20 protein-coding genes are annotated in these 13,773 nt (G+C 38.2%); 1 reads left to right on the top strand and 19 read right to left on the bottom strand.

What is annotated here, in order from left to right; all coding sequences use genetic code 11:
- Window positions 1–19: 19 nt before the first annotated feature.
- From ACVWYN_RS10720 to ACVWYN_RS10790, 15 genes are all read right to left on the bottom strand, one after another.
- The gene (locus ACVWYN_RS10720; protein WP_457288856.1) at window positions 20–1,192 is read right to left on the bottom strand and encodes an ATP-binding protein; all 1,173 of its coding nucleotides are present in this window, start codon (window positions 1,190–1,192) and stop codon (window positions 20–22) included.
- A gap of 97 nt (window positions 1,193–1,289) precedes the next feature.
- The gene (locus ACVWYN_RS10725) at window positions 1,290–2,384 is read right to left on the bottom strand and encodes a sensor histidine kinase (RefSeq protein ID WP_457288857.1); all 1,095 of its coding nucleotides are present in this window, start codon (window positions 2,382–2,384) and stop codon (window positions 1,290–1,292) included.
- 104 nt (window positions 2,385–2,488) lie between these two features.
- Window positions 2,489–2,734, bottom strand: coding sequence for a DUF2630 family protein (locus ACVWYN_RS10730; protein WP_457288858.1), 246 nt, complete (start codon window positions 2,732–2,734; stop codon window positions 2,489–2,491).
- A 76-nt stretch (window positions 2,735–2,810) separates the two neighbouring features.
- On the bottom strand, window positions 2,811–3,104 hold the full coding sequence (locus ACVWYN_RS10735; RefSeq protein ID WP_457288859.1) for a hypothetical protein: 294 nt from the start codon (window positions 3,102–3,104) through the stop codon (window positions 2,811–2,813).
- 170 nt (window positions 3,105–3,274) lie between these two features.
- Window positions 3,275–3,451 carry a hypothetical protein gene (locus ACVWYN_RS10740; protein ID WP_457288860.1) on the bottom strand — a complete coding sequence of 59 codons (177 nt, stop codon included), beginning with the start codon at window positions 3,449–3,451 and terminating at the stop codon, window positions 3,275–3,277.
- A 62-nt stretch (window positions 3,452–3,513) separates the two neighbouring features.
- On the bottom strand, window positions 3,514–4,158 hold the full coding sequence (locus ACVWYN_RS10745) for a hypothetical protein (RefSeq protein WP_457288861.1): 645 nt from the start codon (window positions 4,156–4,158) through the stop codon (window positions 3,514–3,516).
- Window positions 4,133–4,693 carry a hypothetical protein gene (locus ACVWYN_RS10750; RefSeq protein WP_457288862.1) on the bottom strand — a complete coding sequence of 187 codons (561 nt, stop codon included), beginning with the start codon at window positions 4,691–4,693 and terminating at the stop codon, window positions 4,133–4,135. The genes ACVWYN_RS10745 and ACVWYN_RS10750 overlap by 26 nt, the downstream gene beginning before the upstream one ends.
- Window positions 4,694–4,822: 129 nt before the next feature.
- A complete protein-coding gene (locus ACVWYN_RS10755) occupies window positions 4,823–5,290 on the bottom strand; it encodes a hypothetical protein (RefSeq protein WP_457288863.1) in 468 nt (155 codons plus the stop codon).
- Window positions 5,291–5,347: 57 nt separating this feature from the next.
- Entirely contained in the window at window positions 5,348–5,689 is a 342-nt protein-coding gene (locus ACVWYN_RS10760; protein ID WP_457288864.1) for a hypothetical protein, read from the bottom strand.
- Window positions 5,690–5,719: 30 nt separating this feature from the next.
- Window positions 5,720–6,232: a hypothetical protein gene (locus ACVWYN_RS10765; protein ID WP_457288865.1), complete on the bottom strand. Its 513-nt coding sequence runs from the start codon at window positions 6,230–6,232 to the stop codon at window positions 5,720–5,722.
- Between the two features lie 65 nt (window positions 6,233–6,297).
- Window positions 6,298–6,540, bottom strand: a complete 243-nt coding sequence (locus tag ACVWYN_RS10770; protein WP_457288915.1) for an immunity protein Tsi6 family protein — start codon at window positions 6,538–6,540, stop codon at window positions 6,298–6,300.
- 661 nt (window positions 6,541–7,201) lie between these two features.
- Window positions 7,202–7,510, bottom strand: a complete 309-nt coding sequence (locus ACVWYN_RS10775) for a hypothetical protein (protein WP_457288866.1) — start codon at window positions 7,508–7,510, stop codon at window positions 7,202–7,204.
- Window positions 7,511–7,520: 10 nt separating this feature from the next.
- Entirely contained in the window at window positions 7,521–7,784 is a 264-nt protein-coding gene (locus ACVWYN_RS10780; protein WP_457288867.1) for a hypothetical protein, read from the bottom strand.
- A gap of 277 nt (window positions 7,785–8,061) precedes the next feature.
- Entirely contained in the window at window positions 8,062–9,324 is a 1,263-nt protein-coding gene (locus ACVWYN_RS10785) for a hypothetical protein (RefSeq protein WP_457288868.1), read from the bottom strand.
- A gap of 146 nt (window positions 9,325–9,470) precedes the next feature.
- Window positions 9,471–10,073, bottom strand: a complete 603-nt coding sequence (locus ACVWYN_RS10790) for a hypothetical protein (protein ID WP_457288869.1) — start codon at window positions 10,071–10,073, stop codon at window positions 9,471–9,473.
- A 421-nt stretch (window positions 10,074–10,494) separates the two neighbouring features.
- Between ACVWYN_RS10790 and ACVWYN_RS10795 the strand changes: the two genes are divergently transcribed.
- Window positions 10,495–11,037 (top strand): hypothetical protein, encoded by a 543-nt coding sequence (locus tag ACVWYN_RS10795; protein ID WP_457288870.1) that lies wholly within the window; start codon window positions 10,495–10,497, stop codon window positions 11,035–11,037.
- Here ACVWYN_RS10795 and ACVWYN_RS10800 read toward each other — a convergent pair.
- From ACVWYN_RS10800 to ACVWYN_RS10815, 4 genes are all read right to left on the bottom strand, one after another.
- Entirely contained in the window at window positions 11,006–11,623 is a 618-nt protein-coding gene (locus ACVWYN_RS10800) for a hypothetical protein (RefSeq protein ID WP_457288871.1), read from the bottom strand. The genes ACVWYN_RS10795 and ACVWYN_RS10800 overlap by 32 nt on opposite strands.
- Window positions 11,624–11,634: 11 nt before the next feature.
- The gene (locus ACVWYN_RS10805) at window positions 11,635–12,297 is read right to left on the bottom strand and encodes a hypothetical protein (protein ID WP_457288872.1); all 663 of its coding nucleotides are present in this window, start codon (window positions 12,295–12,297) and stop codon (window positions 11,635–11,637) included.
- Window positions 12,269–13,150, bottom strand: a complete 882-nt coding sequence (locus tag ACVWYN_RS10810; RefSeq protein ID WP_457288873.1) for a hypothetical protein — start codon at window positions 13,148–13,150, stop codon at window positions 12,269–12,271. The genes ACVWYN_RS10805 and ACVWYN_RS10810 overlap by 29 nt, the downstream gene beginning before the upstream one ends.
- Window positions 13,151–13,274: 124 nt before the next feature.
- On the bottom strand, window positions 13,275–13,649 hold the full coding sequence (locus ACVWYN_RS10815; protein WP_457288874.1) for a hypothetical protein: 375 nt from the start codon (window positions 13,647–13,649) through the stop codon (window positions 13,275–13,277).
- Window positions 13,650–13,773 lie beyond the last annotated feature (124 nt).

Consider the following 13,773-nt stretch of genomic DNA (forward strand, 5'->3'; position numbering starts at 1 on the left):
TTTTTTGTAAGTCAGAAAGTTAATAATCAGACGAAATATCCTTTGGCAGTATAAACCAAAATGTAGCGCCTTTTCCTACCCCGGTATCGACACCGATTTCACCGCCGTGTTTGCGGATGATCTCCGCTGAAATGTATAAGCCAAGACCTAAACCGGAACCTTGATTGCGATTCTCATCGACACAATAATACCTGTCAAATAAATAGGGCACAAATTCAGCAGAAATGCCTTGACCTTTGTCAATAACAGAAACCTTAACTTTATCGGTTAAATCCTCAACATCAATGGTTATTAAATTTGAATCAGGCGCGTACTTCACTGCGTTGTTGACCAAATTAACCAGCACCTGATCAATCCGGTGCTTATCGGCGAATATTTCTAAAGAAAGGTCACCGGTATGTATAATCTCATGCCTGCCATTTAAACGTACGTGGTTGCAACAGCATTCAATAAGTTCCTTTAAAGACAATCTTTTTTTGTTTAAGTTTAATTGTCCTTCACCTATCCTGGTAGAGTTTAATAAGTCTTCCACCAAATGGTTTAGTTTTTCAACATATCGCTCCGCATCACGTGCAAGTTCCATCACTTTATCATTGACCAAAGTGTCTTTTTTTATAATTCTGTTAAACAATTGCACTACCGCTTTCAAAGCGGTTAACGGAGTTTTTAATTCATGGCTAGCGACATTAATAAATTCATCCTTATGTAATCTGATTTCGCGTTTAGTGGTAATGTTTTCAATAATGGTAAAACCTAAGGTCTCATTATTATCCTCGAATAATATTGAATTTACATTACACCAGATCAGCGTTCCGTCTTTTTTTCGCAAACAGGTTTCGAGATTGAATGATGGTGATGCTCTTTTCCAGAGATTCTCCTGTAAAGATTTCCAATGCTGATGGTGTTCTTCAGGGGAATAATCAAGTATCCTGGTACCAATGAGCTCTTCTTTTCGGTCATAACCTAATAAAGATAATAGTGCCGGATTAACTTCCAGAATTCTCAGGTCGGGAGCAATAATTTTATTGCCCAGGCGCGATGACTCAAATACGGTATGGAAGCGAACTTGAGAAACCTGATACGCTGACTGTTCGTCACTTTTAACAGCAGCTGAACGTTGTGAGCTTTTTAATTTTAGATTTTCCTCTTTTAAAGATAGGATTTCTTTTTTGAGACTTTCAATAGTTTCCATAGGATTATACGAGTATATTCCTTGGACTCCGCAACTACAAGAAATTAGGGAAGGGGACGATTGCTCATTTATATAAGCAATAAAACAAGACTTTGTTTTAAAATATACTATGAGATTGTAGTGCTGGTAAGTAAACTTGAAATTCAGAACCTTTCCCCAAATCACTTTTCAGCAATATTTTGCCACCGGAATTTGTTACGATCTCATTTACCAGATACAAACCGATACCCGAGCCTTCGACCGTTTGTCCAATACGGCTATATTTTGAAAATACCTCTTTGTGTTTGCCTTCATCTATTCCAATGCCATTATCCTTGACGGTTATCACGACATATTTTTTTTCCTTTTTTGTTTTTATCAAAATCTTGGGAACCGTATCAGGAGAATGAAACTTAATGGCATTATTTACCAGGTTATATATTATATTTCGCAATTTTCTTCTTGAGTATAATAGTTGGGATATCTTGATATCGGTTTTGATTACTGCCCCGGATTCCATAATGGTTCCAGCCAGCGTAAGACGTACATCTTCAAGGATATCTTCAAAATCCAGGAGCTCTTCTTCTACTTTATATTTATGACTGAGCTTGCCGGCATCGGTTAATTCTGTTATGATGACCTGCATCTTTTTAATGGAGCTTTCTAAAATTCCGAAAAACATCAAAAATGCTTTAGACTTATCAGTAGAAATCTTTTTTAGTTGCTTAATGGTTAATAGCAAACTGGTTAGTGGCCCTTTTATATCATGGGAAATGGTATCTAATAACGTTTCATGATCGGCAATGAGCATCTCCTGATTAACTAAATCTTTAATCCGTGCTGTTATGTCCACAAATGTTATAATTACGCCATTCGTTTTTTTACTTTTTATAACAACATAGGGTATGATGTTCATCTGATACCACCTTAAATCCGTTGTTTGAATTTCCTTTTCAAGGATTTCATTGCAATTAATGACCTGCTCTATATTTTCTACAATGGTAGGAAAGCGAAAATTGTCTTGAATGTCCTCGATATTTTTGCCAACATCCTCAGGCTTTAAAGAAAATTCCTTCATTGCCGGAGGCGTAAATTTTCGTAAAATCAGGTTTCTGTCGACAAATAATTGCGGAATTATTGTATTTCTGAAATAATTCTCCAACTCATCGTTTAATTTGATGAGTTTTTTCATTTTCTTTTCCTGATCGGGCATGCTATATGTCTAATTACCTACAAAAAAGGATTTATGATATTTTGTATAGACTGCTAAGTTAAACTATATTTTACCACAGGCAAAAACCATAAATAATTTACTTCTTATTCTTTATAATGCTTAATAGTATCACTCGAACGCATTTGAGCCCTGTTCGGGTCGTCTCCAACCTCACGAAATGCACGCCGCTGACGAAGCAGATCCCAGTATTGGTCAAGTTCAGATTTGACAGTATGAAGATCCTTAACATCCTGATCAGTTAAATCTGTTTTACCATATAAAAATTCTTCTTTTTCAGTAAGTTGTTTAATATGTGTGAGGACTGAGTAGTCTTCTTTATTCTCGTTCATGACGGTATATATTAGTAAAATGTTTTAAGTACAAGTCGTACTATATTTAGTTTTAGTTATAAATAGAGACTACATCCTAACTGCATTTCACTTGCAGAAAATCAACAAGATGCTGTTCAAGTAGGTCGGTATTATATTCCGTATCGTCACCATTATTTGTTAACTCAATTTCATTGTCATTAACGACGATAGTAAATACTGTCCCCTCTATAATTTCCGGGAAGGAAATATTAATCACGTCATAAACGTGCGCAAATTCTATACTCAGGCTCGAGTTCAGTTTGGAATTGATCTCATTGGTGAAATCATTTTTTAAAATATGGTAAAGTTCCTCAGGACTTAGAGGATGTACATTTTTAATAGTTATCATCGTTATAAATTAATTTTAAAGAAAGAATATGAGTAAAAGGCATTAAGCCTATTTCAAAATGAGCCGGATAAGTGGGTGAAGAGTCTTAAGCGATTCGCTAATTGATAGGAGTTACTTTATATAACAATTAATAGACGATTTGTTTTACCGATATTTTTTTATAAAAAAATTCAAAATTCTGATAAGGGTTTAACTCGAAAGCTGCTGTTATCTGTGTACGCAATAACACCGGCATCCGACACGAACTTAATGCGCCAGCCCAGTTGTTTTATAGTTTCAAATGCAATAACCAGGCGCTGCTTTTTGGTCAGGCCTTCGAGTGATAGCGTATGTACAGGTTCTTCCATGTATTAATTATTAAATACTTGATTTAAAATAATTGTGATATCTAACTCATGCTGCTATGTAGTTAGATCATACGGTCAAGGTCTTCATTTTCAGCGGACTGAGTCCAGTTTTTTAACTGCGTGCGAATCAAAATACAAAAGAAGGCATACATAAACAAGGGAACCATTAACCAAAACCAGCGGCCATAAGTTTGGCCCCTTATTGTAGCGTTAGCAGATAGTACCCTTTTACCATTAATATTCAATCCATAAATTTTGATGCTGGACGATTCCTGTGGCCAGTCAATATTGGGTTGTATCAAATATTCAGTTGGTTTTTGTAGGTTTGGCTCTTCAACCGTCATGATCCAAAATGAGGCTTGATCGCCCTTCTTAAAGTCGTTCTCATCAAACTGCCAGTTTTCAAATACGCTGGCATCCTCTAACTCGAAATTACGTTTATAACCCGCGATTTGAAGATGATAGTAAGTGCTTCGTCCGCTATACTTACCGCCGACACTGCCCCCTTTACTACCTATTTTAATATCCGTTATTATACCACTGATCGGTTTAGTTGAAAGTTGCCTGCGCAACTGATCGTCACTCCAAACAAATAAGGTTAATATTATAACCACTGCACCAATACTTTGGGCATACATCCGGGGATAAGACATCGGGACTAGAAAGAACAGTACTTTATCCTTAAACGTGTAGTTGATCTCTGTCATTAGTTTTGCTATTGATTATGGTGACTACTTCTTTTTTATCTGCCATACTAAAAGGCGCTGAAAGTAACCGTACCGACTGTCCGTCCTTTAGCTGTATACTTACAAAATCGCCCCACCACTTATCTACTTTATATTCTGCACAGGTAATATCGCTGTAAGGAATAAACTTTAGCCTTTCTTTTAAAAAGAACATATTAAATATAGGCTTATATTTAGCGTGGGCACTTTCCGCAAAGGGCATATAGTAAACGCCTGTTTCCTCCAGCTTTAACCGTAATATCTTGCGGGCATTTATCAGATAGAGCATACCTGAAATGATCATGACCAGGAAAATTATTACCAATATAATTTCAGGAAATCTGAAAAATCCCTGTACAAAAAACACAATACCTGCTGTTACGGAATGATCTATAAGCATTACGCCGTAAATGGGAGACAACCCTATCAAAAGCAGAAGTATCCCGGTAATGATCGCTCTTACGGTCGGAAAATAATAGGCTTTGGTCATGGTAAGCTTAACAACAAAATAGCGCAAATGTTATGGGGTTTTAGAGTCGGTTAAAACATTGCCTATGAATAAGGTGATGGTTATAATTACACGAATAACTATCCTTGCGACGATAATAGGCGATATGGTACAATGATTATCACAGGCAAAGCTTTCTTATTGGTCATCAGTTTCCTTTCCTAGCAACGAATAAGCCAGTGCCTTATACAACTTTACGAGTTCCATTATTTCATTTGGACTTTTATTTAATCCGTCTAAATGAATTTTCCGGTTCCCGCCAGGCGATTCAAACCAAAGGAACCAGGTTGGCTTGATCGAGCCCAGCGGTATTAATTTTTCATTGCTGATTGTTTGCCATGGATGAAATTCATCATCACTGGTTTGAATGCCTTTAGTACTGATGATCAGTTGTGGTTTATTAAGTTCCAGCAGGTTCCTGTATTCTGCATAAACCAAGCCTGATCCTATTATTATGCTTACGATCGCCAAAATATATTTCGGGATACTGCCGCCCTGAATTAATGAAGCAATGCCGCCAATTGCCACCATAAACATGGCTATAAGCCAAACGATCTTCCATTTGGATAACTTGATAATGGTTTCAAGCGGAATCGATTGATTCATTATTCTACGTGTAATAATTTTGTATTTAAACCTTTTTTTAAAAGATATTGGACGGTGTTATAAAGCGCAAATATCCGCTGTAATTCTTTCGATCTCGTCGTCGCTATACCCATAACGAAAATCCTGATTTTTGTTCAAGGGTAAAGATGGCAGCACGATCCTGTCATAATGGATTTTGCGATCATCAGTTTTGCAAACCATTACACCATCCGAAAGATCCAGATGATGGGTAGAAAAGAAAAGCAAATATTCATCCCCGTTTTTTGAAATCAAAATTCTAAAACCTGACGAGCTTTCCACTTCTTCAGGAAGGAATTTAAAAACGTAGCCATTATGTTCGAGTTTTGATCTTGCCAGGCGTTCAAATGCTGTTAAGTAATCTTGTTTTATTTTATTCATAGTAGACTTCATTATAGATAGGAAAATTTCTTAAGCTACGTTGATTCTGAATCTGTCCGTTAATTGCCTTTTCGTTAACTGATCAGTATACGTTATCACAAGATAACCGTCTTCTGCAACTTCCGCCCAGCTTATTACTCCTTTATTGAAATTTACGTGAACCGGCTTTCCGCTTGTTGTATTGAATAATACAATTTCATCGGTGTAAACCACTATCAAAGTTTCGTTAAAGAAGGAGTTGCCAATAAACTTAACGGTTGATAAGTCTTTGTACGGTTGGCTAACCTTTTTTAAAGTTATAGTATCGATCAGGAACCCACCGGACTCAGCAGGGATATAAACAAATTTCCCGTCAATTGAGTCTATGGTAACCCTATCTAATTGTTCGTTAAGCCTGTTCCAATCATCAAAATAAGTAGCGTTTGCTATTTGGCCATTAATTAGCAAATTGGCCGTGTGCAGCATTCGTCCGTTAGTAGGCTCATCCCAACCGGTAAGTTCTATAACTATATTGTGTAATGTGGATTTTAATACTGTGCTCATTATTTTTTTTGGGGGGGGCTTATTGTTAATTAAGCAACTGTGCCGTTATGGTATAGAACAGCCGATCACTCTTCAGAGAACCTTTCAAAATCACCATAAAGGTTGATCAACATGGTTCGATATGGCTCATCATCTTCATCAAAGTTTTTAATGGCAATTACTCCAAAGGTAACCGGCTCAACCTCATCTTCTGTTGGTTTTCTATTTTCATCTACCACTATTGATTTTACATAGCGTAATTGCGTTAAAATAGATTTATAAAGCGATATTTCGGGCAGTTGCTTAATATAGTCTTCCGTTAAACTTATTGCGTTTTATAATATATCAATATATTCATTGTTTGACTCTTTAAAATTGTACATGCAGATTTGCTTCAAGAATTTAATTAGTATGTTGTGATCATAATTTAGTAGCCCTGTCCTTAGCCGGTTTATCCCAAAGCCTAACAATTGAAATTTGATAATTAAAAATAGAGGGACGTTATTTCTTCATTATTTTTATCAGCCCATAGCGAAAATTTCCTATCACCTAAATAAGCGAAGTAAATATTCAACCCATATTTCAAGCTATCTGTATCTTGTATCAATTGGATGTGCTGGTTGTTTTTAAAGTATTTTATTGTCAATGGCATCGCTAACTCACAGTAATTAATTGTAATTATTCCGCTGTATTCGTTGTCTGGCATATTGGGGTCTTTAAAATCAGCTTCACATTTTTTTAAAATCAGCTCCGCTTGCTGTATTTTATTATTTAACCCCCAAAATCTAATACCTATATCATCAATAACGTATAAACTAATTCCCTTTTGTAATTTAACCTGGCGGTATTTCCGGCCGATTTCGTGTAAAAAATCTTCTACAGGAAGCGTTTGCCAACTTATTTCAACATCATTATAAGTTGTGTTTGTGTTAGTAAGATCAAGATATTCATACGATCAAAATGGACAGTCAAAGCAGGTTTTAAGATTTATTATTCTGTAGGCAATTTGTAGTACTCTGATGCTGCCCCAAATAAGTCTTCCAATTTACGTGCGTACAATTCAGTTTCTGAGTTGAAATTTTTCGAGATCATTCCCCCTAAATTATACCGCTCATCCGTTTCGTCTTCATCGAGCTCTTTTTTTTCTACTATTATTGTCTTTTTTATGTCCTGTAACTGATCGAAAATACTTTTATATATTCCTATTTGTGGAAACCTAACAATTAAACTACCCGTCTCAGTTAACATGTATTCCATCAGATCCCGATACTCTTTTTTTGTTTTTACCTCTTTATACATAACGGTTTTTTTATTGATCATACATCACGTAATCGTGCTTTGTTAAAACATATATCAGTTTCAAATCGTTTCGGTCATCCAAAAAAATAAATGCATCTTCATCCTGAAAAACCATATAAGTATAGCAGATGACCCAAGCATCTGTCACCAATTTGCTATCCAGAAATTGGAAATTTAGCTCTTCCCGCGGAGCGTCCACCGAAATATGCTTGATCCTGTTTTTTTCAAGTATTGCACGTGCTACCTGGAGTGCTTGTTCGCTACTGTGTACCATAGTTATAATTACTTAATCTCTCTTTCTGTGGGCATGAATAAATTGTAAGTTAATGTAAAAGCATTACGTAGTCTATATCATCCGATGTGCCATATCATATGGATTGTAAAGACTTTCTCTTAGCCCACTATCATCAATCCCCCTTATTTAACAAAGCAGCTGATTCAAAGCTTCAGTAACCATCGTAACATTATGATTTAGCTTTAATGTGCGCTGCCATAACTTTTATTTTCGGTATTTTGGCCAGTAGCGTAATGGAAGCAAGATAACGTTTCTTTTAAGGATGTTTGATAATTAATAACGCACTTACTGCTGTTACCGTGCTGCTCATCGCTTGGTTATGGCCGTTCTTCCAAAGCATGGTGCTGCGCTCATCAGATCCATCCAGCAAGCTATATGCTAAGTACGTATCCTTTCCGCTTAGGGCGATAAATACATTGCTCTTCAAATCTAGCGGGGCATGCGTTAACGAAATTGGCCGGCCGTTTTTCCAATATTTTGCTACTGTGTTTGTTGATGCCAAGGTATCTTGCGCACCTGCTACGTAAATATCCTTCCCGCTAACTGCTATAGCGTGCGCACTTGATACAATTATATCATCCACTTGCCCGGGTTGGCCTTTAGCCCTGTTAACTAACCTAACAGGGATGCCATTTTTCCAATATGCAGCCAGACCGGATTCTGTGCCGGCTATGTAAACGTTGTCGCCATCCACAAAAACAGCGTTCGCCTCAGAGTAATCTGAGCCATGATTTAAATTTTTATCTATTTTCAGGTTTATTTGTTTACCATTCATCCAACAACGCGCTTCTCTTAAATGGTTCGGCCCTAATTCTTCGTAACCAACGGCAAATACATTTGTATTCGTTACCGCTATAGCCGTAGCCTTGGCCGGGTTTGAGCCATTGGTTAATACTACGGGAACACCATTTTTCCAATATTTTGCTACGGCATTTTTCAAGTCGTCTGACCCGGGCGAGGCCTTTCGCCCGTTACATTCATAGCCTGCTATATAAATATCTTTACCCGAAATTGCAATCGCAGAAGCATCTGCATTCACCGCACCATCCGTTATCTTTACAAATGTTTTATTTTTCCAATAACCCGCTATAGTACCACTTCTCGGGAGATTAACGCTGCCCGGTGTTACAACCACTGTATTTGGAGAAGTGCTGTTATTAGCAGCAGAGTCTTTATTATTTGTTTGATAGCCGGAAACATAAACGTCATTAACAGATATGGCTATTCCAGATGCATGTGAAAAGTTGTCTGGATTAGTAAGATGAACAGCTTTCCCGTTTTTCCAGTAAGTCGCCGTATTGTTTTCATCACCTGCAACATATACATCAGCATCTTTGGTGAAAATTTGAGGATCGTCTTGCTTAGGTTGCTGCCCTTCGCAAGCGGAGAAAAGCAGTACACAGAAAAAGATGGAAACAAGTATCGGGTAATTTATCATCTGCTTTTTCCAAAAGCAGTTCTCAGAAACATTTAACCTGCTTCTAGCGCGTATTATTTTATTCAATGTTGCTATCGTCATCAGGTGCTGTGGTTATTTTGATATATATCACTAACGTTTGCCAATGAAGCTCCTTTATTACTCTTTCTGTGATAGATACTGTTGCCTTTTCTTTTACTAACTCAAAAATGTAGGGTTGTTTGCTGTTGTGTACCATAATAGGAAGGTTAGTTGCTAAAAGCAACACCCATATCGCTTAAAATATGAGGTGCCAAAAACCCACCCACTAACCCGCCAATAATGCAGAACGCCGAAATGGTAAACAAGGGAATGGCGGCAATAATATAGTAAACAGGTCGGCTTTCCCGCACTTGGATGAAGTACTGGGTATAATTTAAATTCTTGGCAGGAAAATGTTTTGAAAACAATTTTTCGAACAAAGACGCGCTGGTTCCTTCAATAACCTTCAGCTTGTAGGTGCCGCTATCAGCCGAAAAACGGTTCATCTCCATACGCGCGGTATCCATTCCATTTAAATGGGGACTAAAAAAAGATTTCGGTAAGGCCACTTCTTCTCCCGAAGGTTCTCTGGTCAGCTCCAATTTGAACTTATCTACAGGCGTACGCTGGAATAGTTGCCCTTTTTGCCAAATAGCATACACACCAGGCTTAATAATCTTAAATACAGTTTCCTTTTGCGTAAATGAAAATTCTGCTAAAACCTCCCCGCTAAAAACACCTTTAAGCAGGCGTATAGTTTTAACCAAAACAAATATCCCTATAGGTACCAGGCAAAAAAAAGCGATCCTAAACAAAATTAAACTCATCATTATTGTTTTTAAGCCGACAAGGGCATGTACCCGCTGGTAACTATGCCGGCTGCATTTGTAAAATTAATAAACACCCAACTGTAAATAGATCTGGTAAATAAGAAGATAGCAATAATATCCTTCATACTACTAATAACAATTCAAAACCGTTTTGTTTAAGTCGGGTTGTAGTTAAGTACATGTCTACCTACCAAAAATCCGAATTAATATCAGTAGATGAAGCCGTAGCTAAAGGCCGCAGTATGCTTTTGCTTCCCCGGATACTGATGATAGCCGGATTGTTTTTCTTTCTGTTCCCGATCGCATTACTAATTATGGCATTAATGGATGGCCCCGCATTTACAAAAAATAGCTGGCTTATATCAGGCGGTTGATTCGGGTTTATCGCGGCAGGTTTAATTCGGGTAGTTAATTATCAAATATGGAACAAGAAACTAAAAATTATTACCTTCCACCGTGGCGGTCAATCACCATCGGGGTGATCTTAATGATCATTGGTTTGGGTATTACCTTCGGGGGGATTGATTTAGACAGCTCTCTGTGGGAAAATTTACAAAGGGTATTCATTAGCTTTGAAGGGGTATTTGAATTTTTCACTTCTATACTTTTCCTTTTATTTAAAGCCGGCTTTATAGCGGGTGGTTACTTATACCTGAAATATGCTGACGGCGTGGAACGTGCAAAGCTGGATAATGAAGGATTTTACTATCGCGAAATTCCCAAAGGAAGTAAATACAGTAAAGTTGCTATGGATACAGGCCCATTAACGTTCAGGCCTTATTCGGCTATCAGAGATATAACTTACAAAAAAAGTTTTTGGATGGGCGGGCAACTGTTTTTAACCCTGGAGTCGGGTATAGTTCCATTAGTTGCATTGGGTGTGCTAAATGACCAGGAAAAGTTGGAAATTATAGATCTTATAAAAATGCAGATCAGAACAAACCCGATAAAACTGCAGCCATAACCGCCAACAGTATCGCAAAAGAAATAACAAAGCCCTTGGTAAAAAACCAAAAGCGATGTGCTGCTGCGCCTGAATTGGCGAGTTGTTCTTTAAAAACTTTTACCTGTACTTCATTCTCGGCCATTTCCTTTTGCACTACCGCTTTGTTTTTAAACTTTACGTTATCCTGCGATGTGACCGGATAAACGATCCACAACTTGCTGCCTGAACGCAGGTAAATCAAATTAACGCCGGTAAATAACCACTTAAACTGGTATTGGTCTACATCTATGCGTTTATCATCAATGATCAGCCCGTTATCCCAAACGAGCCTCTTACGGCCGTAAGCGAAATACATTAATGTGCCCAATATAATAACCGGCCCGGTCATCATCGCTTTGGGTTGGCTAAAAAATTTGATAATGGCCTCAGCAGGTATAGATAAATGAGGTGTGGCGCTATACGCCGCGAAATGGCAAACAAAGATTAGTATGAAAAGCCAAAACACCAGGCTCAGGGCCAAAAAACCAGTACGCAGGTTGCCACATTTTAAATGTACAACCGGGTTGCTTTCGCCGGGGATGTAAGTAGATTTAAGATAGTTCAATTGATCACTGTTTATCTTTTTTCAAACCAATCTAAAGACATTAAACTGACCCAAGCTTTACCAGATTGCTCCGAACGCTTTAAAGCAATCAGTTGCGTTCTAATCTGAACATTGTGTCCATTGCATATCAAAAAGTAAGTGATCCCAGTTTGCTTATTTAACCAAATCCGATAAGCGTAATTATCATCCGGTTTAGGTTTAACCATATTACCCTTTTCGTCCAGATCATAATCCCCGTCCTGCGCACCAACCTTTTGGAAGATGGGTTTACCGTAGTGCTTTTCTAATTGGCTGATCAGAGCATTCGTTTGTGGCTTAGTGTAAACATTCAGTTCATAAAAAGCGAGGCTGTCGCTGCTCTCATAATAATGAAACAACACGTAATTTCTGTCTTTACCGGTTTGGCCGGAAAAATCTTCCCCGCCAAAGTGCATGGCTTTAGGATCACTGGTTTTAAAAACTTCCAGTCCAAACAGCGTTTTATCCAAAGAATCCTTCGTTTCCCGTTTAACGCCTTGGGAAGTCATCATACCTAATGTGTTTTCCGTTAACAGTAGTTTGGAAAGATCAATTGGCCCAGTGTTTTTAATAATGGCCTTTTGCGGGCTTTGGCCGCAGGCTGTTATCAATAGAAGCAATGTTAGGCTAATCAACGTATTTTTTAGTAATCCCATTGTTATTTGCTGGTTTAAATAAGTTTAAAATTTCTGCGGGTGAAGGATCTATTTTCCGGAACATGCCCAAATCGTGTTTTGTAAAACTGGATGATAGATCTGTTTCTCGGTTTTTGCCGGTTTCCAATATATGCTTCTGACAGTTTATTAATGACCGATCGTTTGGATTGTAGCTGATCGTTCTATCGGTTACTTGCCGGTCTTCTATATTAAGGTAGGTTTTAATAACAGCGACATTAGCCCCTTTATACAAGATTTTTTTACTAAAGCGGATCAATTCCCCATCAACTGCGCTGACCGCAATAGGCTTGTGGCTTTTATTATACCGGTAAGTACAAACCCATGTATCCACCATGTCTGCTTGACTACGTTGCGTCACAACTTTAGCTTTTAGTATATGTTTATCAAGTTGCGGAGTATATCCTAATAAAGGAAGCGCGTCTTCGATCGGATAGTCGCCGATCCCATCCTCCAATAAACCCAATAAGGCTATTACGGAATGTTTGGATGCGACTACCTCTTTAAATCTGGTGTAATAAGTTGGATAGAGGCTATAGCTATCGTGTTTGTTGATCAACACAATATGCTCTTTGTCTTTAAAATCAATCCGTAAACTATCAGGGGTTAACTGGGTGGAAAGTTTTGGTCGCGAATAAAAGTAAAGGCCGTCATTTCCAGCCTGTATACTGTAAGCAGTTCCCACGGCAACTATTCCGCCCCGAACTGTGTAGGCAGAAAGAAGACTGCCGGATTTATTACGGCAATAAAGCAACTTGGTGGTGTCGCGCGACGAGCCGTCGTTGGTAATTTTGGTAATAACCATGCCATAATAAGTATCTTTAGTTTGGGCCACGCTTACGCTGTTTAGGCAGATTAGGAGGAATAAACTATAGCAGGTTTTGATCATGGTTGTCATTATAACCATCTTTACACTTATTAGTTTTACCGCACCGCTTCAAACAAATAACCCTTGTATTTCAGATCTGCGTTCTTGCTGCCTCTACCGCGCCCCTGATGACATCTAAGCAGCGTATCTTTTCGCTTTCAGACAGCATCAGAATGATCCGGTGCGTTTCTGATAAGGTCTGAATAGTAACGACCCCATTCGTGAAAAATTCCTGTTTCATGTTCATGTCCTTAATATCATGGTAGTTTATGCTGCGATAAGTGTCAGAAAATAACACCCCGCCGCGTACGCCGCCACTCAGATAGCGCAGGCTCGAGCGGCCGATTTCTAACTGTATCTTTTTATAAAAGTCCTTCCGTATCCAATAATAAGCGAAAACCGCGAGTGCGATCGCTCCGACTAAGGCCCCAACATTAACTCCGCCGTTTGGCTCCAATGCTGCCAAAAGTCTGCGGGCCGCTCCTTGTATAAATTCACGACAATAGATAGGAGCTCATAAAACGCTAAGGCGAATAACAACCCGAAAAATAAATAGCGCCATAAAGCGATGTAAACAACAGTCGTACCGT

The organism is Pedobacter sp. UYP24 (assembly GCF_054057295.1).

What these genes read in the sequence shown, in the direction of transcription:
- ACVWYN_RS10740 (WP_457288860.1), bottom strand. Translation starts at nt 3,451, where the DNA reads ATGGAAGAACCTGTACATACGCTATCACTCGAAGGCCTGACCAAAAAG.
- ACVWYN_RS10780 (WP_457288867.1), bottom strand. Translation starts at nt 7,784, where the DNA reads ATGGTACACAGTAGCGAACAAGCACTCCAGGTAGCACGTGCAATACTT.
- ACVWYN_RS10775 (WP_457288866.1), bottom strand. Translation starts at nt 7,510, where the DNA reads ATGTATAAAGAGGTAAAAACAAAAAAAGAGTATCGGGATCTGATGGAA.
- ACVWYN_RS10765 (WP_457288865.1), bottom strand. Translation starts at nt 6,232, where the DNA reads ATGAGCACAGTATTAAAATCCACATTACACAATATAGTTATAGAACTT.
- ACVWYN_RS10785 (WP_457288868.1), bottom strand. Translation starts at nt 9,324, where the DNA reads ATGACGATAGCAACATTGAATAAAATAATACGCGCTAGAAGCAGGTTA.
- ACVWYN_RS10730 (WP_457288858.1), bottom strand. Translation starts at nt 2,734, where the DNA reads ATGAACGAGAATAAAGAAGACTACTCAGTCCTCACACATATTAAACAA.
- ACVWYN_RS10790 (WP_457288869.1), bottom strand. Translation starts at nt 10,073, where the DNA reads ATGATGAGTTTAATTTTGTTTAGGATCGCTTTTTTTTGCCTGGTACCT.
- ACVWYN_RS10720 (WP_457288856.1), bottom strand. Translation starts at nt 1,192, where the DNA reads ATGGAAACTATTGAAAGTCTCAAAAAAGAAATCCTATCTTTAAAAGAG.
- ACVWYN_RS10805 (WP_457288872.1), bottom strand. Translation starts at nt 12,297, where the DNA reads ATGGGATTACTAAAAAATACGTTGATTAGCCTAACATTGCTTCTATTG.
- ACVWYN_RS10795 (WP_457288870.1), top strand. Translation starts at nt 10,495, where the DNA reads ATGGAACAAGAAACTAAAAATTATTACCTTCCACCGTGGCGGTCAATC.
- ACVWYN_RS10745 (WP_457288861.1), bottom strand. Translation starts at nt 4,158, where the DNA reads ATGACAGAGATCAACTACACGTTTAAGGATAAAGTACTGTTCTTTCTA.
- ACVWYN_RS10735 (WP_457288859.1), bottom strand. Translation starts at nt 3,104, where the DNA reads ATGATAACTATTAAAAATGTACATCCTCTAAGTCCTGAGGAACTTTAC.
- ACVWYN_RS10725 (WP_457288857.1), bottom strand. Translation starts at nt 2,384, where the DNA reads ATGCCCGATCAGGAAAAGAAAATGAAAAAACTCATCAAATTAAACGAT.
- ACVWYN_RS10755 (WP_457288863.1), bottom strand. Translation starts at nt 5,290, where the DNA reads ATGAATCAATCGATTCCGCTTGAAACCATTATCAAGTTATCCAAATGG.
- ACVWYN_RS10760 (WP_457288864.1), bottom strand. Translation starts at nt 5,689, where the DNA reads ATGAATAAAATAAAACAAGATTACTTAACAGCATTTGAACGCCTGGCA.